This window comes from Streptomyces sp. SAI-127 (genome assembly GCF_029894425.1).
In the GTDB taxonomy this organism is placed as follows: Bacteria; Actinomycetota; Actinomycetes; order Streptomycetales; family Streptomycetaceae; genus Streptomyces.
The window spans coordinates 208606-227752 of record NZ_JARXYJ010000003.1; the positions used below are offsets into that span (position 1 = coordinate 208606).

Consider the following 19147-nt stretch of genomic DNA (forward strand, 5'->3'; position numbering starts at 1 on the left):
GCCGTTCACGGTAGGCCCGCGCCGAGGGGGCGAGCGCCGTTCAGGACGGGCCCTGGTACACCGCCTTGCTCCGCATCAGGAAGTCGGAGAGATAGCTGTCGTGGGGGACGCCCGGCGACATCCAGTGGGTCGGCTGATCGCCGAAGTACACGTTGGCGATGCTGGGTTCCGCGACCATGGCCTCCCACAGGTCCCGGTCTCGGGTCAGTGCCGACAGCACCAGCGTGTTGCGCAGCGGCGCCATGCCGTCCGCGCGGGTCCAGGGGGCGATCCACACGCAGGGGAAGGGCAGTTCGGTGCGCAGTTGAGGGGCGCGGGCGCTCGCGGTCTGGTGCACGGCGGGGCGTAGCACGGCGCTGCCGTCTCCGAGGTCGTCGGCGATCCCGTCGCCGCCGAGCCAGGCGTGCGTCCCGGCCGCCACCATTTTCAGATACGCGCTGAGGGCTTGCGCCGGCTCCTTCGGACACACCGGTAGACGGGCCCGCTCGTCTTGCGGGGGAAGGCTGGGCAGGACGTCCAGACGTGCCGCGAGGGCTTCGGCGAGCGGGGCCGGGTCGCCCTCGACGAGGATGGCGGTGGCGTTGACGCACGCGGTGCCGCTCTCGCCGGCGACGGACGCGACGAGGGCGTCCAGATGGTCACGCCAGTCGGTGTCCGCGGTGATGAGGATCTTCGACCGTCCCGGCCCCTGCGGCAGGATCCTCGCGTCGTGCGCGTACTTGGTCACCACGTCGTCGCCGCCGTAGACCACGGCCCGGTCCGCGCCGTGGACGAGCGTGTCGGCGGTCGCGTGGTCGGTGGGCAGCAGCATGAGCTGGTCGTCCCGGATTCCCGCCTGACGCAGTGCCGCGACGAGCCGGTAGGGGGTAAAGGGCTCGCGCCGGGACGGGCGCACGGCGACGCGGTAACCCAGCGCCAGTGCCTCCAGCCAGACACGGTGTACGCCGGGATGGTTGCCGGACGCGTTGACGGCGAACACGTCGCCCTGACGCGCCCACACCGTGTGCGTCTCATGCAGGACGGCGTCGCTGAGGTCGCGGGCGGCGCCGCGCGGCCTTCCACGGTCGGCGGACGAGGCGGCATGCCGAACGAAGTGCGCCGTGCCCCGGGTCGCGGCGCGCACCACGGCGAGCGGCGTGCCCGAGGTCCGGCTGACGTGACGTTCGTATTCCCGGACGCTCAAGCCCCCCACGGTGCCCGCGGCGAAGGCCTCCCCGGCGGTGGTGAACACGGTCTCCAGGTCGGCCACGGCGATCGGCGGCGCTTGGCGTAGGGCGCCGATCGCCCGAGCCACGTACAGCGGGGGAACCAGACTCAGCCGCGCGATCGGTGCCCCGGCCACGTCGGTCACCGTGCTCTGCACACGTGTGCGGTAAGTGCCCCGCGGGCCCAGGGCGTCGAGGTGCAGCGGCTCGGTGGTCGGTACGGGGGCCATCAGTAGACCCCCTCGATGACCGTCTCACCCTCGACCGCAGGAACCGGCGCGACGTCGGCGACGGCGTCCCCGGCGTGGCCGTCAGCCGCGCGGACCCGCAACGCGGTGTCCCGTTCTCTGTTGTTGGGGATCAGCATGGACTTGCTGACGTGGCTCACCACCACCTGCCCCCGCTCGCCCTCCGCCACCTGTTGCCCGGTGTCGGGATCCACGATGCTCAGGAAGACGTACGGCGAGACGGGGTCGAACACACACGGCTCCGACGCCGTGAGACCGACCCGCTCCAAAAGCGCGGTGAGCATCATGGTGTTGCCGTACATGCCAATCAGTGGCACGTCGGGAAACACCTCGGTCCGCAACAGGTCCCGGGTGTCGGGATCCATGTGGGTGCCGCCCCAGATGATTGCCTGGGCTTTGCCGTTGATGACCTCCACGAGGTCGCTGTCCCGGGCGAAGCGCTCCAGCATCGGGGTGGTGGCGGCTATGACACCGATGTCCTGGCCGAGCAGGATGCGCCGGCACTGGTCCACGAGATGGTCGGTGTAGGCGTCGACCTCGTCGCGACGGCCCGCGGCGACGAGCTTCTTGACCCAGCGGGGATCCATGTCGACCCCCAGCCCGGGGCTGCCGAGACCTGCCGCGGCACGTTGCAGCACATCGCCGACGAGGTGCGGGCCGGTCGGCGCCACGGTCAGCCACAGCGCGCCGACCGGCAGTGCGTGGTCCCGGAGCCGGCGGGTCACCTGCTCGCTGCCGTGCCGCGCCCAGTCGTCCATCTGCACGACCCGCTTGGGTGCCCCGGTCGTGCCGCCGCTCTCGAACACGTGCAGCGGTCGGGCCTGCGGACCGTAGCCGCGGGGGACGAGATCGGACACCTGCACATCGCGCAGCTCGTCCGTCAGATCGGGAAAGAGCGCCAGATCCGCCACGCCCTTGACGTCGTGGCGGGGGTCGAAACCGAGCCGGTCGACCCGTTCCAGCCAGTACTGGGACCCCGTCTCGGGAGTGAAGTGCCACTGCATGGCCGCCCTGACGTAGTCGTCGGGGTCCACCCCGTCGAAGGGTCCGGCGTCCAGAACGGTGAATGAGCCAATCGGCATGGAATGCCTTTCTCGAAGTCGTTGAGGGCGGACGCGTGAGAGCGGCGCGTCCCGGGCGGTCCCGCGGGCCCGACCCGCTCCCGCAGAGGAGACCGAGGGGTGCAGGCGTATGTGACAGCCCCGCGGAAAGGCGGCAGCGCCCCTGGCACGCAGCACACGTCACAACGGCCCGTGTCTCCCGGTCTGATATCTGGGCCAAAGCCGACCGGCGGTGCGCCGAAGGCGAGGGAGAGGGACATGCGACAGGGACTGCGGATCGTGCGCGTCGACCAGGACGACGAGCCCCGTGTGGCCGCTCTGCACCGCCGGTGCTCCGCCGCCGCCCGGTGGCATCGCTACCACCGGGCCATGGGCGACCCCGACACCTACCTGGGGCCGCTGCTGTCCCGACCCCACTCGGTGCACCTGGCGGTGCAGGACTCGCGGGAGCGGCTCGTCGCGATAGGGCATCTGCTGTCGGACGGCGGTGACGCCGAGGCAACGCTGCTGGTGGAGGACACCTGGCAGAACAAAGGGCTGGGCACCCGGCTCCTGGAAGAACTCGGCTGGTTCGCCGTCGTGTTGGGCGTACCTGATGTCTACGGGGTCATCCACCCCGACGACGCCCGCATGGCGGCCGTGCTGCAACGCACCGGCGTTCCGCTGCGCATGGTCCTGGAGACGGGCAGTGCGACGACGGTCCGGGCCCGGACGCAGGACATTGGCCTCGCCCTCGCCTGCTCGCCAACGCGACGTGGGTGGTGGCAACGCGGTGCTGGAAAGCACCTTGTGTGGGGGTCGTCGGCACGTCCGTGGGCCCCTTGGGCTGGAGTTCAGCGGGTTCTCCGGCGCTCCTTCGAGGAAGCGTCGCCTACTTGCTGAACCCGCACAGTGCAATACGTGTGACAACATTGAACGAGATAGTGTTTCGGCTGTCGCTCGACGGCGGGTGTTTCTCCCCGCGGTTCGATGTGGGCGGCTACGAGCGAGGGGATTGCCATGGCCGAGCTGTTCTATGACACCGACGCCGACCTGTCCATCATCCAGGGCCGCAAGGTCGCGGTCATCGGTTACGGGAGCCAGGGTCATGCCCACGCGCTGTCGCTGCGTGACTCGGGTGTGGACGTGCGCGTGGGGCTGCACGAGGGTTCCAAGTCCCGGGCGAAGGCCGAGGAGCAGGGCCTGCGTGTGGTGACGGTGAGGGAAGCCGCCGCCGAGGCCGACGTCATCATGATCCTCGTCCCAGACCCGCTCCAGGGCGACATCTACGAGCAGCACATCGCCCCGAACCTGAAGGACGGCGACGCGCTGTTTTTCGGGCATGGTTTCAACATCCGCTTCGGCTTCATCAAGCCCCCGGCGAACGTGGACGTGTGCATGGTCGCCCCCAAGGGCCCGGGCCACCTGGTGCGTCGCCAGTACGAGGAGGGCCGCGGCGTTCCGTGTCTGGTGGCGGTCGAGCAGGACGCCACAGGAAACGCCTTCCCGCTGGCCCTGTCGTACGCCAAGGGCATCGGTGGCACCCGTGCGGGCGTCATCAGGACGACCTTCACCGAGGAGACCGAGACCGACCTGTTCGGTGAGCAGGCCGTGCTCGCCGGTGGAGTGTCAGCCCTGGTCAAGGCGGGCTTCGAGACGCTGACCGAGGCGGGCTACCAGCCGGAGATCGCCTACTTCGAGTGCCTGCACGAACTCAAGCTCATCGTCGACCTCATGTACGAGGGCGGCCTGGAGAAGATGCGCTGGTCGATCTCCGAGACCGCCGAGTGGGGCGACTACGTCACCGGCCCGCGCATCATCACCGACGCCACCAAGGCCGAAATGAAGAAGGTCCTCGCCGAGATCCAGGACGGCGCCTTCGCCGAGAACTGGATGGCCGAGTACCACGGAGGTCTGAAGAAGTACGCCGAGTACAAGCGGCAGGACTCCGAGCACCTGCTGGAGACCACTGGCAAGCAGCTGCGCAAGCTGATGAGTTGGGTCAACGACGAGGAGCGCTCGTGATTGCGTGGGCCGGCACGGAAGGGAACCGGTGACGGTCTCATGACGACACTGAATGTCACCCTGCTCGGCGGGCTCCGCGAGATAGCCGCCGTACCACTGCCCGCGGCGGAAGCCGCGCACGGCACACGGTCGCTGCGCCGCTTCGTCCTGGAACTCCACGTGCCGCACGAACGGCAGCCGGCACTGGATGCCGAACTGCAGGCTGCCGCCGCGCCGGACGGGACGTACCTGCAAGGCACCGATGCGATGTGGCGCGTGGTGGAGGGCTGGACTGTCGTGGCCCACGGTCTGCGGGCCGGGATCCACCGGTATCGGGTGGAGATCGAGGAGGTGGAGGACACCGCGCAGGCCGACACCCGCGCTGTGGGCGAGGGCGCGTCAGCCGAGGCGGGCAAGCTGCCCGCCGGCGAGAGCACCGGCGTCATGCAACTCAAGCTGGCCGTCCTGGTACTGCCCGTCTCGGACGTCGACCGGGCGAAGTCGTTCTACGAGGCCGTCGGGTTCCGACTGGATGCCGACCATGCCATCGACGCCTCCTATCGCGTGGTGCACATGACGCCCCCGGGATCGGCGTGCTCGATCCTGTTCGGGACCGGAGTCACTACGGCCGCCCCAGGCTCGGTGCGGGGGCTGCACCTCGTCGTCTCCGACATCGAGCAGGCCTGCCGGGAACTCGACGCGAGGGGCGTGGCGACCGGCGGAATCTTCCATGACACGAGCGGTGTGTTCCACCGCAGCACCGATGAGAAGCGGGTCGAGGGACCCGACCCGCAGCGTCGTGACTATCACTCCTACGCCGAGTTCAGCGACCCGGACGGCAACGAATGGGTGCTTCAGGAGGTGCCGGCGCGGGCCTGAGAGGCTCGTGCAGTGTTCAACCGCGAGGGAGGGCGTCCTCCGGGGATCCGGAGCGACGCTCACCTGCGCCGTGTGTCGTCGCGGTGCCGCGCAGGGTCTGGAGGGACTCGGCGATCGACGCGATACGTGTGTTCACGACGTGAACGGCCTCACGGAGCTGGCGCAGCCGCCCCTCAAGAGCCGTCGCCTCGGCCGTGAGCGACGCCGCGACCGTGGCGGGGTCCGCCTGTAGATCAACACCTTGGGACATCTTCCCGGTCCTCCTCGGATCGTGTCGGATACCAATCCCCGTACTGACCGGACAGGGGGCGCGCTTGTGACAGCCGGAGGCGTTGTACCCACAGTGGGGCGGGTGACCCGGGGCGGGGTGGGCTCGGGCTGACACGTCCTGGGCTCAGCAGGCTTCCAGGGCGAAGTCGCCCAGGATGTGCTGTCGTATTCGCCGCACCTCGGCGCGATCGGGTTCCACGGGCACCTGGCGGCGGGCGTCCCGCTCGGGGGCGCTGTCGGCCCGGCGCACCGCTGCGCACAGGGCTTCGGCGCTGTCCGGCGCCTCGCCGACGACGTAGTACAGCCAGACGATCCGGGAGTCGTCCGACCGGCACGGCAGCCCGACCAACCAGGTGCGGGAGTCTCCGGGTGTGCTGAACATGAGGTCTCATCTCCGTTCTCTGCCGGCGGCGACGGCGGCGGAAGTGGGTGGGGCTCCGCGAGGAGTTCCGCCCTTTCTTCACTGACTGGACAGCGCCCCGGTTCGTGACAGCGAATCGGCCTGTTGCAGCCTTCCCCCTCAACTGCCGGGACGCGGCTCGTGGATGGAGATCTAGGTGTCACAGATACGTGTGCGTTTCTGTCTCATGAGCGAACAGATCGGGCCAGGCAGGAGAAAAGGTGTGCGTTCCGCGAGCCGCCGACACTCGTGCGTGGAGCCGCCATCGATTCTCGCCGCACGGAAGACCACACATGAGCATCCCCATTCCGCGGCCGGACGTTCCGGCCGTCGATCGCTGTGCAGGACGTCGGGCTCGCGAGGCCCGTCCCCGTGGGGACTTCTCCTTCTGCCGCGACCTCCGCGTGGTTCTGCTGTCCCAGGACGAACAGGACGCGGTCCACGTCCGGCGGCTGCTTCCGGACCGGCTGGCCGATGCGCTGGTTTGGCACACGAGCGTCGAGGAAGGATGCCGCACGTCCGGCACCCACGGCCCGCTGTGCGTTCTGGTGGGCGGCACACCGGCCGGACGGACCTTGGCCGACGTCGTCACCCGGGTACGCCGCCACGCGCCCGACGCGGCCGTGCTCGTTCTTGAGGGCACGTATGCGTCCCACGCCTTCCGCTCTGTCGCCGGCTCGGTGCAGGGCCGGGCCGATCACCGCCGCAGCGCTCCCGACGAGTTCTGCCGGAAGATCTGGGTGGCGCTGCAACGTGCCGTCGCGGGGCGCACCGTGGCGGGCGAGGAGATCGCGCGGGACAACGCCCTGCTGGAACGGGGCCTGTTGCCCGACCTGACGCTGCAGGCAGACGGCTTCACGACCGCCTTCCACTACGCGCCGGGTCGCGCGCACACTTTGCTGGGCGGTGACTTCTGCGATGTGGTGCGCGGCGACGACGGCAGCGCCCACGTGGTCATGGGCGATGTGTCCGGGCACGGTGCCGCCGCGGCCGCCCTCGGTGTCCACCTGCGCCTCGCATGGCGCACGGCCGTGCTGTGCGGGCAGAGCCAGCTGGAACAACTCCATCTGCTCGAACGCATCCTGACCGAGGAACGAGCGGAGGAGGAGACCTACGCGACCGTGGTGTCCCTCGTCCTGTCGCCCCACGGCCGCACCCTGCGGACGGTCACCGCCGGCCATCCGGGCTTTCTGCACCGGCACAGGGGAGAGGTCCGTTGGGTGGAGCCGCCGCCTGGTCTGCCGCTGGGACTCTTCCCCGGGCAAGGGGACTGGCGCGAGGCCGAGATGGCGATGCCGGACGGGGACGGCATCGTGCTGTTCACCGACGGACTCTACGAAGGTCGTACGGCCGGCGGACGGCTCGGGGAGGAGGGCTTGCTGAGGCTGGCCGGTCGGCTCGCGCATCTGGAGGAGCAAACGTTCGTCGACGCCTTGGTAGGTGGCGTATCGCTGCTGGCCGCCCCGTTCGGTGGGCTACGGGACGATGTGGCGGTGCTTCATCTGTCCTGCGACGGAGGGGGCGGGGGTTGATGTTCTGCCGACCCGCAGGACCGGCCCGGCCTACGGACGAAGCCGGTTCCCGCCGGGGAAGGGGCGGGAACCGGCTGGCAAATGCGCCCCGGCCGGGGGATCTCGGCGCTCGACCTAGTCGAAAGCCCGGTGATGGGCGAAGCGCGACACCAGCGGCGGCTCCATCAGCCAGCCGTGAGCCCGGCCGTGAGCCCGGCCGTGCCGTGCGTTAGAGGTATCGGCGGTGTCGCGCAGCAGGGCGAAGGCCAACGCCGCGCCGATGGCCAGCAGGCCCGCGCACAGGGGCATGGCCCGGTTGAACGCCGTGTCGAAGAAGTTGGGGGAGCGGTAGGCGTCCGGGCTCATGCCGACCAGCAGCGGCAGTGCGGCCACGGAGACCAGCCCGGCCGCGCGTGCGGCCGCGTTGTTGATTCCGCTGGCCAGGCCCGCGTCGGCGGCCTCGACCGAGGCCAGTAGCGTCACGCTCAGCGGAGCGACCATGATGACCATGCCCGTCCCCATCACGAGCAGGGCGGGCAGAACGTCGGCGAAGTAGGAGGCGTGCGTGCCCACCCGCGCCGTCATCACCATGCCCGCCCCGCAGACCACAGGGCCGACGGTGAGCGGGATGCGCGGTCCCAGGCGTTGGGCGAGCGTCCCGGAGCGGGCGGAGAACAGCAGCATCAGTACCGTGCTCGGCAACATGGCGGCGCCCGCCGCCAGTGCCGAGTAGCCGGCGACGATCTGCAGTTGCAGGGCGGTCAGGAAGAAGAACCCGCCCAGCCCGGCGTAGACGCACAGGGTGATCAGGTTGATGGCCGTGAACGGCCGCGACGAGAAGATCGACAGGGGCATCATCGGGTCGCTGCTGCGCCGCTCCACCAGCAGGAACGCGGCCCCGGCCGCGATACTGCCCGCGGCCGCGGCAAGGGCGACGGGCCCGCCGGAACGGGCTTCGGTCAGCGCGTAGGTGGCCAGAGCGAGCGTCAGCGCGCCCAGCGCCGCACCGGCGAGGTCGAAGCCCCGCCGGGACGGGGTGTGGGTACCGGCCGGGACGGTGGGCTGCTGAGGCCTGCCGACGGACTCCGGGACGTGGCGCATTGCCAGGGGCACGCACAGCAGCGCCGGGGGGATCGTCAGCAGAAAGGTCCAGCGCCAGCCGGGGCCGTCGACGAGCCACCCGCCGAGAAACGGCCCGAGTGCCGCCCCGATGCCGCCGAACCCGGACCACAGGCCGATGGCGCGCGGCCGGTCGTCCGGGTGGAAGGAGGCTTCGATGATCGCCAGTGAGCCGGGGGTGAGCAGCGCTCCGCCGACGCCCTGGAGCGCGCGGGCGGCGATGAGCGTGGTCGTGTCGGGAGCCAGTCCGCACAGCAGGGACGCCGCAGCGAACCAGATGATGCCCAGGACGAAGATCCGGCGTCGGCCGAAGCGGTCGCCCAGGGATCCGCCCAGCAGGATGAGTCCCGCCAGGGTCAGCATGTAGGCGTTCACGGTCCACTGGAGTGCGGCGAGGTCGGCGTCGAAGTCATCGCCGATGTGCGGCAGCGCGACGTTGGTGACGGTCGAGCCGAGCAGCACCACGCTGGAGCCGAGGACGGTGGCCAGAAGGGTCCATCTGCCACGGGCGCTGGCGATGCGCAGGAAGGCCTGGTCGCTCGGGGCGGGGGAGGGGTGCATGTCGTCTCCTTGGGACAGTGGGCCAGGAGGCGGCCGGTGCGTTCGTGCCGGGCAGCGGGTGCGGCGGGTCGGTCTGCTCATGTACGCACGGGTGCGCTGGGTGGCGCTTCGCGTATGCCCGGGGTGCGGTGGTTCGCGGGTGGGTCTTCGCGTGGGACCAGGGGTGCTGCGGTTCGCGGTGTGGCGTCGTGTGGAAGCAGGGTGTCCGAGGGTCCGTCTCCCGCTCGGTGGGCCGGGGCGAGCGGGAGACGGACGGTGGGCGTCCGGCGGGCCGGAGCGCGCGGGTCAGCCGAACATGCCGGGCTTGTAGCCGCCGGCGGGCTGTTGGTTGATGACGTTGATGCGGTTGTAGGCGTTGATGATCGCGATCAACGAGATCAGCGCGGCGAGCTGGTCCTCGTCGTAGTGCTTGGCGGCGTTGGCCCAGGCCTCGTCCGACACCCCGCCCGCCGCGTCGGCGATGCGGGTGCCCTGCTCGGTGACCTCCAGCGCCGCGCGCTCGGCGTCGGTGAAGACGGTGGCTTCGCGCCAGGCGGCGACCAGGTGCAGCCGCTGCTGGTCCTCACCCGCGGCGACGGCGTCCTTGGTGTGCATGTCGGTGCAGAACCCGCAGCCGTTGATCTGGCTGGCCCGGATCTTCACCAGTTCCTGGGTGGCGACGGGAAGCGCCGAGTGCACAGCGGCCCCGGCCGAGTTGAGGTGCTTCATGACCTTGCCCGCGAGAGCGTTGCCGAAGTAGTTGATGCGCGCGTCCATGTAGGGATCCTGAGAGTCGAGTGATGGGAGATGAACTGACGTCAGATTGCTGCGGTTTCGGGGCCGTGGGCTCCGGGCTCGCCGTTACTGCTTGCTGCTCCAGTCGGCGAAGTGCGTCTCGCCGAGCTGTGCGTCGGGGCCGGGCAGCAGGTCGGACTCCTTGAGGGCGGCGCCCCAGTAGAGACCCTTCGGGTCCGTCACGACCGTGCGGGGGTCGTTGTGGGCCGTGAGGCCCTTGCGGATGAACTCCTCCAGGGTGAAGGTGTCGGGGCCGGCGACCTCGACGATTCCGTTGACCGGAGTCCCGACCGCCCTGCGGCCGACGGCCGCGGCCACGTCGCCCGAGAAGATGGGCTGGATCTTGATGGGGGCGACGGACACCGTTTCGCCGCTGGTCGCCGAGTCCGCGAGGGTCTTGGCGAACTCGAAGAACTGCGTGGCGTGGACGATCGAGTACGGCACTCCGGAGTCCCGGATCATGTCCTCCTGGACCTGCTTGGCCTGGAAGTAGCCGGACTGCTGCAGGCGGTCGGTGCCCACGACGGACAGAGCCACGTGGTGTGTGACGCCGGCGGCAGCCTCCGCAGCGAGCAGGTTGGTGGTGGAGGCGCGGAAGAACTCCATCACCGCGTCGTCGTCGAAGGAGGGGGAGTTGGAGACATCGACGACGACGGAGGCGCCCTTCAGGACGTCGGCCAGGCCTTCGCCGGTGACCGCGTTGACTCCGGTGTTCGGGGAGGCTGGCACCGCCTCATGACCGTGCTCGTTGAGCTTGGAGACGACCTTGGAACCGATGAGTCCGGTTCCGCCTATCACTACGACCTTCATGGACTTTCCCTTCACTGATCTCGCACGGTGCCCGGTGGGTCTGCGGCGACCTCGTCCACGGCACCGGCCGCGATGGCTCGTACCCTCCTGACCAGGCGACCCCGGCATCTGTGACAGGGCGGCGCATCAAGATTTCGCGCCGCTGTCGATCGCTCTCACACGGCGGGTCCGGCATCGTCGGACGCGTCGCGCCACGGCTCGGTGATTCCGGTCGGCGCGGCCAGGGGTGTGCGGCGCCCGCTGGTCGTCGCGGACCACACCATGGCGTCCGCCAGGGCGGGCGCGGCGCCGGGGCGGTCGGACCGGTGATGGCAGTCCTGGGGCCCGAGCCGCTCCCGCGCACACTGGAGGGCCGCGCGGGTGGCGAGTACGGCGGATCCGAGGTCGTAGGCGTGCGCCAGGTCCGCGAAGCCGCCGATGTCGATGTGCACGCCGATGTCCGCTGTCCGGGCCTTGATCTCGTCGAGTGCGGTCAATCCCGCGACGAGTCCGACCTCGTCCCGGACCACGCCGGCGTGGTCCGTCATCAGGCGCCGTACCGCGCGCTGCAGAGCGCGGGCGTTGTGGTCGCCGTCGGCGACTACCAGGCGGAGCACGTCGGCTTCCGCGGCGCGGGTCGCGGCGGGTGAGTGGCGTGGACCGGTGAGTGTGGCGGAGTACTCCACCGCGGCGCTCCCGGCGATCCGTCCGTGGGTGAGGACTTCGGAGAGGGAGTCTTCTTCCGGCCGGTGCGGGCCGCCGGCTGCTTCCCCGACCGCGAAAAGCCCGTCCACGTCGCTCGGCCTCGACCCGGATGCCGCCCAGGGAGATGCAGGCGGTCGGCACGACGTCGACGGGGTCGCGGGTGATGTCGAGCATCTGCAGTTCCAGTAGCGTCCGGTGCAGGTGCGGCAGCCGTGCCAAGACCGTGTCACCGGCAGGTGGGACAGTTCCAGCCAGACGCTGCCGGACCGGGAGCCGCGGCCTTCCTGGATCTCGGTGTAGGACGCACGTGTGACGGTCTCCTGGGCGGAGAGCTCCATCCGCTCAGTGTCGTAGCGCGTCATGAACCGCTCGCCGAGGTTGTTGAGCAGCACGCCGCCCGCGTGACGTGCGCTGTCGCTGACCGGCATGCCGGCGGCGTGGTCCGGCTCGATCAGCCCGAAGGAGTGGAACTGCACCAGGTCGGGATCGCGCAACCGGGCACCGGCCTCGGCGGCCAGCCGTAAGGAGCCGCCGGTGTTCTCGTGGCGGCGCGAGGACGTGTGCCGCCAGATGCGCGTGTGCCCGCCGGTGGCGAGGATCACCGCGTCGGCGTGCACGAGGTAGCCCGAGCCGTCGACGAGGCCGAATCCGTAGGCGCCGAACACCGTTCCGTTGTCGACCAGCAGCCGGGTGACGTACACGTGCGGCAGGACGGGGATGGCGAGTTGCCGCCCGCGCAGACGCAGGGCCCGGTGCAGGTCCGGGCCGGTGAGCCGTGTGGTGGACGTGCTGGCGGTGCGGCCGGGGCGCCTGCCGCGGGGCTCGACCCCATCGATGGGCTGCGCGGCGGCGCGTGGCGCGATCCGCTCGCCAGGCAGAGCGGCCCGTAAGTGGCTCTGCCGCGACGTGTCAGCCGAGTGCCGCTCCCCGGTGTCGCCAAGGCGGGCAGGGGCGGGCGCCCACTCGGCATCGTCCCACGCCGCGCTGGCCGGGGGCGTCTTCGCGGGCCCGTTGGGTGACCACGACGACCGCGACACCGGCCTCGGCGACTTCGATGGCCGCTCGGAGGCCTGACGCACCGCATCCCACCACAAGGACGGACGTGGTGAGCTGGCGTCCGAGCGAAGACATGGGTCCTCCTACGACAGCGAAGGAAAAGGATCATTGGTTGGGATCGACCGGACAGGACCCCGATTTGTGACAACCTCAGCGTGTTTTCGGGCGTGGAAGTAGTCACACTGTCTGTCCGCACCGCGAGGGAGGGGCCGCCGGGTATCGTGACAAGGATTCTTCCGAACACCGCTGTGGGAGCACTGTTGTTCCCCCGGATCCCGCCGAGGAGCCGAGTCGCATGATCGCCAGCCCGCTTCCCGCTCTGGTCGGCCGGCAGCGTGAGTGCACGGCGCTCGACAACCTGCTGGCCGGCCTTCGGGCCGGCGGTTCCCGCGTCATGGTCGTCCGGGGCGAGGCGGGCATCGGCAAGTCGGTGCTGCTGGAGTACATGGCTGCGCAGGCGTCCCGGGTGCAGGTGACCTGGGCGCGCGGTGTCGAGGCCGACATGGAGCTCCCTTACGCGAGCCTGCACCAGGTGTGCGCGCCGTTCCTGGACGGTGTCGAAGAACTGCCGCAACCCCAACGTGACGCCCTGCGCGTGGCATTCGGGACGGCGGTCGGCGATCCGCCCGACCGTTTCCTGGTCGGCCTCGCCGTGCTGACCCTGCTCACTCGCGCCTCAGAGCCCCGGCCGGTGCTGGTGCTGGTGGACGACGCCCAGTGGCTGGATCAAGTGTCGTTGCAGACACTTGAGTTCGTGGCCCGGCGACTGCTCGCGGAGCCGGTCGCCATGGTCTTCGCGGTCCGCGACCCCGAGGGGCAGTCCGCGCTCGCGGGCCTGCCGGCGCTGCAACTCAGCGGACTCGACGCCGCTTCGGCCGGGGAACTCCTGGAGGGAGCTGTGGGGGGACGGTTGGAGGAGCGGGTCCGGGACCGGTTCGTGGCCGAGACACACGGCAACCCGCTGGCGCTGCTGGAATTCTCCCGCGGCCGCAGCGCCGCCGAACTGGCCTACGGCGTCGACGCGTCGAGTGCCCCGGTCGTCCAAGGGCCGGTGGCCGGCCGCGTCGAGCGTGACTTCGCCGGGCGGCTCGGTGCGCTGCCGGCCGCGACCCGCACCCTGCTGCTGATCGCTGCGGCGGAACCGGTGGGCGACGTGCGCCTATTGATCCGCGCGGCCGCTTCCCTCGGCATCACTCCGGACGCCGCACCGGCCAAGGCAGCTGGCCTGATCGAGTTCGGCGAGCCCGTACGGTTCCGGCACCCGCTGGTCCGTTCGGCGGTCTACCACGGAGCCGAGCCGGAGGATCGACGTGCGGTGCACCGGGCCCTGGCCGAGGCCACGGACCCCCTCCTGGACCCTGACCGGCGCGCCTGGCACGCCGCGCAGGCGGCCGACGGGCCGGACGAGGAGGTCGCCGCAGGACTGGAGCAGGCCGCCGACCGCGCCCGGCAGCGCGGGGGCATCGCGGCCGAGGCGGTTCTGCTGGAACGCGCGGTGGAGGTGACGCCCGATCCCTGGCCGCGAGGGCGCCGGGCACTTGCCGCGGCCGAGGCGCACTTCTCGGCCGCCGCGCCCGAACGGGCCACGGAATTGGCCGCGGTGGCCGACCTGTATCCCCTCAGTGTCCTGGACCGGGCCCGCCTGGCACGTCTGCGGGCCAGAATCCTGTTCGCCCGCAGCCGCAGCGACGAGGCGGCACCACTGCTCCTGAACGCGGCGGCACAGTTCACCGCGGCCGGATCTCCCCTGGCGCGGGAGACGTACCTGGAGGCGATTAGCGCGACCATCTTCGCCGGCCGGGTCCATGGTCCGACAGGCGCCCGCGCCGCGGCGATCGCGGCTCGCGCGTCCGGGGCGCCCTCCTCGGGCTCCAAGGCCGCGGACGCTCTCTTGGACGGTGTGGCGGCCCTACTCGCGGACGGCTCGGAGACGGCTGTCCCGGCCCTGCGCGAGGCACTCGACCTGCTCGAGCACGAAGAGCTCCGCACGCGAGAGGCGGCCGTACGGTGGCTGCTTCTGGCCCCGGTCGCGCTTGAGTCGTTCATCCACTGGGCCTGGGACCTGCATGCCTGGGACACACTCTCGACTCGCGCAGTGCGTCTGGCCCGCGACATCGGAGCACTCGGCAGCCTGCCGCCGGCTCTGATCTACGCGGGAGGGGTGCACATCCACTACGGCGACTTCGCCGAGGCCGACCGGATGATCGACGAGGCCGACGCGATCGCCACCGCGACCGGCCACGCCCCGCACAAATACGCCACGCTCGTCCTGGCCGCGTGGCGGGGTGAGGCGGATGTCGCCGCCGGCATCATCGAAGAAGCCAGGGAGCGCGCCGTGCAGCGGGGCGAAGTGTCCCTGCTCGGTGCCATGGGCTACATCCAGGGCGTGCTCTTCAACGGATTGGCCCGCTACGAAGAGGCGATCGAGGCCGCCCGCACTGGTATTGAGCACGACGGGTTCAACTTCACTGGTCTGTCGCTGGTCGAACATGTGGAGGCCGCGACGCGTTGCGGTGAACTCGACCAGGCCCGCGCCTCGCTGGCCCGCCTTACCGAACTCACCCGCGCCGCCGAATCCGGATGGGCGCGGGGTGCGAGCGCACGCAGTGAGGCGCTGCTGGCCGACGGTGAGGCGGCCGACCGCCTGTACCGCACGGCGATAGAGGAATTCGGCCGCGGCGGGGTTGTCGTGGAGGTGGCACGCACCCACCTGCTGTACGGCGAGTGGCTGCGGCGCGCCCAGCGCCGCGCGCAGGCTCGCGAGCATCTCCGCACGGCTCACGACATGTTCGACGCGATGCCGGCGCAAGCGTTCGCCGAACGGGCCCGCCGTGAGCTGATCGCCACTGGCGAGCAGGTGACCGCGCGGGAGACCACACCTGCGAACGCTCTCACACCGCAGGAGTCGCAGGTCGCAGCCCTCGCCGCCGACGGCATGACGAACGCGCGGATCGGCGCGGAGCTGTTCATCAGCCCCCATACCGTGGAATGGCACCTGCGGAAGGTCTACGTGAAGCTCGGCATCAGGTCCCGTCGAGCCCTACCGGACGTCCTCGACAGCGCGCGGGCGCGGTGAGTTGGAACCGACAGCCATCACGAATCCGCGGGGGCCGCGCACCTATGGGGGACGGCATACAGTGCCTAGATCCGGTGCACCCGGTCCAGCCGCACCGGGTCGGTCAGTGCCTCGCGCAGGCGAGGAACGAGGTCGGCTTCGCCCCACCTCGTTCGGCACGCCCCGTCGTACGCTCGCCACATCCGTCCTCTTGCAGTCCGTACTCCCGTCGGACTTGGTTGGCTCGTGGCGGAGTCGATCGGGACGGCCCTCGGCACCACGCTGCTCGAACGCGCCGGAAGGCCTGTGACGCACAACTGGGGCACCCTACTGGCCACAGTCGGCATAGGGGCGGCCGTCTCCCTCGGTGTCACCCTGTTGACCCTGCCGGCCTTGTGGCGTTCGACGCGACCGCAGGGACTACGTCACGAGTGAATCGCTCCCGGCCGCGTCACGTGTAAGGACTTCAGAAGACGGCGATGATCCTCGCTCCGGAGGACAGCCATGGCCGCAGAACGCCTGCCGCAATCACAACGCACACTGTGATGTGCAGAACCACCAGATGAGGGAGACAGTGGCAATGGTGGATCCGGCGAGCCCGATCAGAACGTCGAACAACGGGACACGAAGCACTGAGGCTCCGCGGGAACTTGGCGTCATGGCCTCGGTGTTCGCCAACTTCCGTCAGTACCTCATGGGATGGGGCACACAGAGCCGAGCGGGCAACACCGTCGACCGGTTCCGCAGCGGGCTTGCCACCCCGCAGTTCAACGGCGTCGTACGCGTACGGTCGGTGTCCGCGGATGGGGCGGACGTGACGGCCGTCCGCAAGGAGTTCGCGAACGTCCCCTGGTGGTGGTGGGTCGGACCCGACAGCCCCGAGGACACCGCCGACGTCCTGCGGTGCTGCGGTGGACGAGAGCTCACGGCCCTCCCCGTGATGGTGCTCCCGCTCGACGAACCGGCCGACCCGGGCACCGTCCCGCACACCGCTCCCACCGGTTTGCGGGTGGAACCGGTCCGGGACGATGAACGGCTGGCCGAGTTGGCCCGGACATACCGGGTGTCGATGGGTATCGAGCCCGGGCTGGAGGCCGAGATGGTGCGCATCGAGTCGCGGCGCGAGGACAACGCCGACATCATCCGGCTGGCCGCCGTGCTGGACGGCCGAGTGGTCGGGACCACCGTGGTGATCACCGCCCACGGGGTGGCCGGGATCTTCCTCGTCCACGTGGCCGAAGCACATCGCCGGCGGGGCGTCGGTGCGGCCCTGACGGCCGCCGCGCTCCAGGTGGGGTGGGAGCGCGGGATGCGCTGCGCCGCGCTGGTGGCCAGCCCTGCGGGCGAACCGTTGTACCGACGTTTCGGCTTCACGACGACAACCGAGTACCGGCTGTTCGCCTTCCCCGCCTGAGCTGCAGCCGGCCCGGACGCGGAGTACGCGCTGCCCGTCCAACCTGCACGCCGGCGCCGCGGGTGAAGAGGGCGCGCACGTAGCCCTGGCAAGCGATCGGCCACCGTGTCACACGGAGTGCCGACGACCGGTCTAGAGGATAAGGACCGAGAGGAACAGAGGACACCGTGCGTGAGATCTTGATCGTGGGCGGCGGGTACGCGGGCTTCTACACCGCGTGGGGCCTGGAGAAGAGGCTGTGGCCGGGCGAGGCGCGCGTCACCATCGTCGACCCCCGCCCGTACATGACGTACCAGCCCTTCCTGCCCGAGGTCGTGGCCGGTTCGGTGGAGGCCCGGCACGCGGCGGTCTCGCTCCGCCGTCACCTCCACTACACGCGTCTGGTGGCGGGCTCGGTGACGGAGATCCGCCACAGCGCGCGCACGGTCACGGTCCGCTCGGAGTCACGGCTATCCCTCGACCTGCATTACGACGTGCTGGTGGTGACGGCGGGGGCGGTCACCCGGACCTTCCCGATCCCGGGGCTGAACGATCAGGCGTACGGACTCAAGCACGTCGAGGAGGCGGTGGCGATCCGCGACCGCCTCCTCACCTCGTTCGACCGTGCGGCCGGTCTGCCGCGCGGGCCCGAACGCGCCAAACTGCTCAGCGTCACCGTCGTCGGTGGCGGATTCTCCGGAGTGGAGGGATTTGGTGAGCTGCTGGCCCTGGCGACCGCGTTGCTCAAGCAGTACCCGGAGATCGGCGCGGACGAACCGGCCTTCCACCTGGTCGAGGCACGGGACCGCATCCTGCCCGAGGTCACGGATCGGCCGGGCGCCTGGGTGGTGCGTTCACTGGAGAAACGGGGGGCGCGAGTGCACCTGAACACCCAGCTGCTCTCCGCCGAGGACGGCCGGGTGCGGCTGTCGGACGGCACCGAGTACGACTCGGGCCTGCTGGTGTGGACGGCCGGCAACGCCGCCAACCCGATCGTGCACAACCACAGCGACCTGCCCGTCGACGAGCGGGGCCTGCTCACCGTACGGGCGGATCTGCGGGTCACCACGGACACCGATGTGGTGCCCGACGTCTGGGCGGCGGGGGACGACGCCTCGGTGCCCGATCTCGCGGCCGGGAGGCCGGGCGCGCACACCGTGCCCAACGCCCAGCACGCCGTCCGCCAGGGCAAGCTGCTGGCGAAGAACATCCTGGCGTCGCTGCGCGGCCGTCCGACCAAGGACTACGTGCACCGCAGTCTCGGTGTGGTGGCCACACTCGGGCTCGGCCGCGGCATCTTCCAGTACCGGGGCCTAGTCATCAAGGGGTTCCCGGCCTGGCTGATGCACCGTGGTTACCATGTTCTGGCCATACCGAGCTGGGAACGCAAGACGCGTGTGTTCGCCGTGTGGGTCACGGCCCTTCTCTACGGCCGCGACATAGTGTCGCTGGCGTCGGTGCAGCACCCGAGGGAGGCATTCGTCTCCCGCGGCGAACTGCGCCGCGGAGAGGAACCCGCGCAGCCCGGAGGACGGCTCACGGCATGACGGCGCGGTACAGTCCGCGGCCAGCCCGCTGGACGCGCGAGGCGCCGACGAGACGGTCGAGTGTGCTGCGGACGGCGTTGATGCTGCCGCTGTCGGTGTCGCGTCTCAGCGCCGACGCGACGTCGCGGGCGCGGACCTCGGTGTCCCCGGCCTGCGCGAAGTACGCCAGGATCTGCTCCGTGAGCTCGTACGTCGTGCTGCCGTCGCCCGCCTTGTCGCTCCGGCCCGCCGTGGCCGGGGACTCTGCGGCGGCTTCGGCGGTTGCTGCGGCGCGCGCGGCCTGCGGCTTCGTCGGCGACGGGACGCTCACGGGGGCGGGATCCCGCGGGGATGGGGCGGCCGCCGGGCCGGTGCCGGGCATGAGGGCCTGAAGGGCGTCGAGCGCCCGCTGCACGGAACCGAGATGGGCGGTGACCGCGGCCAGTTCCCTCTCCAACGCCTGCTTCTGGATCTCCAGTCGGGCCAGGTCCTCCTGGAGACTCTCGGCGGTGCTCTCGATGGCGCGAGCCGTCTGGGTCACGGAGCCCATGGGTTCCTCTCGTCCTCAACCCTGTGTCCTGGCGGGACCGCTCAATGCTCCCGGCGCGGCAC

Annotated in this window: 17 protein-coding genes; 7 read left to right on the top strand and 10 right to left on the bottom strand. The window is 70.5% G+C overall.

Going from position 1 to position 19147, the window contains the following annotated elements; all coding sequences use genetic code 11:
- Positions 1-40 precede the first annotated feature (40 nt).
- Both M2157_RS48195 and M2157_RS48200 read right to left on the bottom strand, forming a co-directional pair.
- The gene (locus M2157_RS48195) at positions 41-1435 is read right to left on the bottom strand and encodes an aldehyde dehydrogenase family protein (RefSeq protein ID WP_280868670.1); all 1395 of its coding nucleotides are present in this window, start codon (positions 1433-1435) and stop codon (positions 41-43) included.
- Positions 1435-2535: a phenazine antibiotic biosynthesis protein gene (locus tag M2157_RS48200; protein WP_280868671.1), complete on the bottom strand. Its 1101-nt coding sequence runs from the start codon at positions 2533-2535 to the stop codon at positions 1435-1437. Before M2157_RS48200 ends, M2157_RS48195 begins: the two co-directional genes overlap by 1 nt.
- Before the next feature lie 237 nt (positions 2536-2772).
- Between M2157_RS48200 and M2157_RS48205 the strand changes: the two genes are divergently transcribed.
- From M2157_RS48205 to M2157_RS48215, 3 genes are all read left to right on the top strand, one after another.
- Positions 2773-3396: an N-acetyltransferase gene (locus M2157_RS48205; RefSeq protein WP_280868672.1), complete on the top strand. Its 624-nt coding sequence runs from the start codon at positions 2773-2775 to the stop codon at positions 3394-3396.
- A 117-nt stretch (positions 3397-3513) separates the two neighbouring features.
- Entirely contained in the window at positions 3514-4518 is a 1005-nt protein-coding gene (gene ilvC / locus M2157_RS48210; RefSeq protein WP_280868673.1) for a ketol-acid reductoisomerase, read from the top strand.
- Positions 4519-4941: 423 nt separating this feature from the next.
- Positions 4942-5376 carry a VOC family protein gene (locus M2157_RS48215; protein WP_280868786.1) on the top strand — a complete coding sequence of 145 codons (435 nt, stop codon included), beginning with the start codon at positions 4942-4944 and terminating at the stop codon, positions 5374-5376.
- Between the two features lie 16 nt (positions 5377-5392).
- On the opposite strand, the gene M2157_RS48220 is transcribed toward M2157_RS48215, so the two are convergent.
- Together M2157_RS48220 and M2157_RS48225 are read right to left on the bottom strand one after the other, a co-directional pair.
- Positions 5393-5626: a hypothetical protein gene (locus M2157_RS48220; protein WP_280868674.1), complete on the bottom strand. Its 234-nt coding sequence runs from the start codon at positions 5624-5626 to the stop codon at positions 5393-5395.
- Between the two features lie 144 nt (positions 5627-5770).
- On the bottom strand, positions 5771-6028 hold the full coding sequence (locus M2157_RS48225; protein ID WP_280868675.1) for a hypothetical protein: 258 nt from the start codon (positions 6026-6028) through the stop codon (positions 5771-5773).
- 422 nt (positions 6029-6450) lie between these two features.
- Between M2157_RS48225 and M2157_RS48230 the strand changes: the two genes are divergently transcribed.
- Complete coding sequence (locus tag M2157_RS48230) at positions 6451-7578, top strand: PP2C family protein-serine/threonine phosphatase (RefSeq protein ID WP_280868676.1); 1128 nt, start codon at positions 6451-6453, stop codon at positions 7576-7578.
- Between the two features lie 114 nt (positions 7579-7692).
- Here the strand turns inward: M2157_RS48230 and M2157_RS48235 are convergent, their stop codons facing one another.
- The 5 genes from M2157_RS48235 to M2157_RS49210 form a co-directional block, all read right to left on the bottom strand.
- Positions 7693-9237 (bottom strand): MFS transporter, encoded by a 1545-nt coding sequence (locus M2157_RS48235; protein ID WP_280868677.1) that lies wholly within the window; start codon positions 9235-9237, stop codon positions 7693-7695.
- 285 nt (positions 9238-9522) lie between these two features.
- Positions 9523-9993 (bottom strand): carboxymuconolactone decarboxylase family protein, encoded by a 471-nt coding sequence (locus tag M2157_RS48240; RefSeq protein ID WP_142146753.1) that lies wholly within the window; start codon positions 9991-9993, stop codon positions 9523-9525.
- A gap of 84 nt (positions 9994-10077) precedes the next feature.
- Complete coding sequence (locus M2157_RS48245; protein ID WP_280868678.1) at positions 10078-10821, bottom strand: SDR family oxidoreductase; 744 nt, start codon at positions 10819-10821, stop codon at positions 10078-10080.
- Positions 10822-10976: 155 nt separating this feature from the next.
- Positions 10977-12383 (bottom strand): FAD-binding protein, encoded by a 1407-nt coding sequence (locus tag M2157_RS48250; protein ID WP_348541854.1) that lies wholly within the window; start codon positions 12381-12383, stop codon positions 10977-10979.
- A gap of 31 nt (positions 12384-12414) precedes the next feature.
- Positions 12415-12636 (bottom strand): FAD-binding protein, encoded by a 222-nt coding sequence (locus M2157_RS49210; protein WP_348541848.1) that lies wholly within the window; start codon positions 12634-12636, stop codon positions 12415-12417.
- Between the two features lie 220 nt (positions 12637-12856).
- Here M2157_RS49210 and M2157_RS48255 point away from each other — a divergent pair, with 220 nt between their 5' ends.
- The 3 genes from M2157_RS48255 (at position 12857) to M2157_RS48265 (ending at position 18556) form a co-directional block, all read left to right on the top strand.
- On the top strand, positions 12857-15637 hold the full coding sequence (locus M2157_RS48255) for a LuxR family transcriptional regulator (protein ID WP_280868680.1): 2781 nt from the start codon (positions 12857-12859) through the stop codon (positions 15635-15637).
- Between the two features lie 637 nt (positions 15638-16274).
- A complete protein-coding gene (locus M2157_RS48260) occupies positions 16275-17030 on the top strand; it encodes a GNAT family N-acetyltransferase (protein ID WP_280868681.1) in 756 nt (251 codons plus the stop codon).
- Between the two features lie 167 nt (positions 17031-17197).
- A complete protein-coding gene (locus M2157_RS48265; RefSeq protein ID WP_280868682.1) occupies positions 17198-18556 on the top strand; it encodes an NAD(P)/FAD-dependent oxidoreductase in 1359 nt (452 codons plus the stop codon).
- On the opposite strand, the gene M2157_RS48270 is transcribed toward M2157_RS48265, so the two are convergent.
- Complete coding sequence (locus M2157_RS48270) at positions 18546-19085, bottom strand: hypothetical protein (RefSeq protein ID WP_280868683.1); 540 nt, start codon at positions 19083-19085, stop codon at positions 18546-18548. The genes M2157_RS48265 and M2157_RS48270 overlap by 11 nt on opposite strands.
- Positions 19086-19147: the final 62 nt, after the last annotated feature.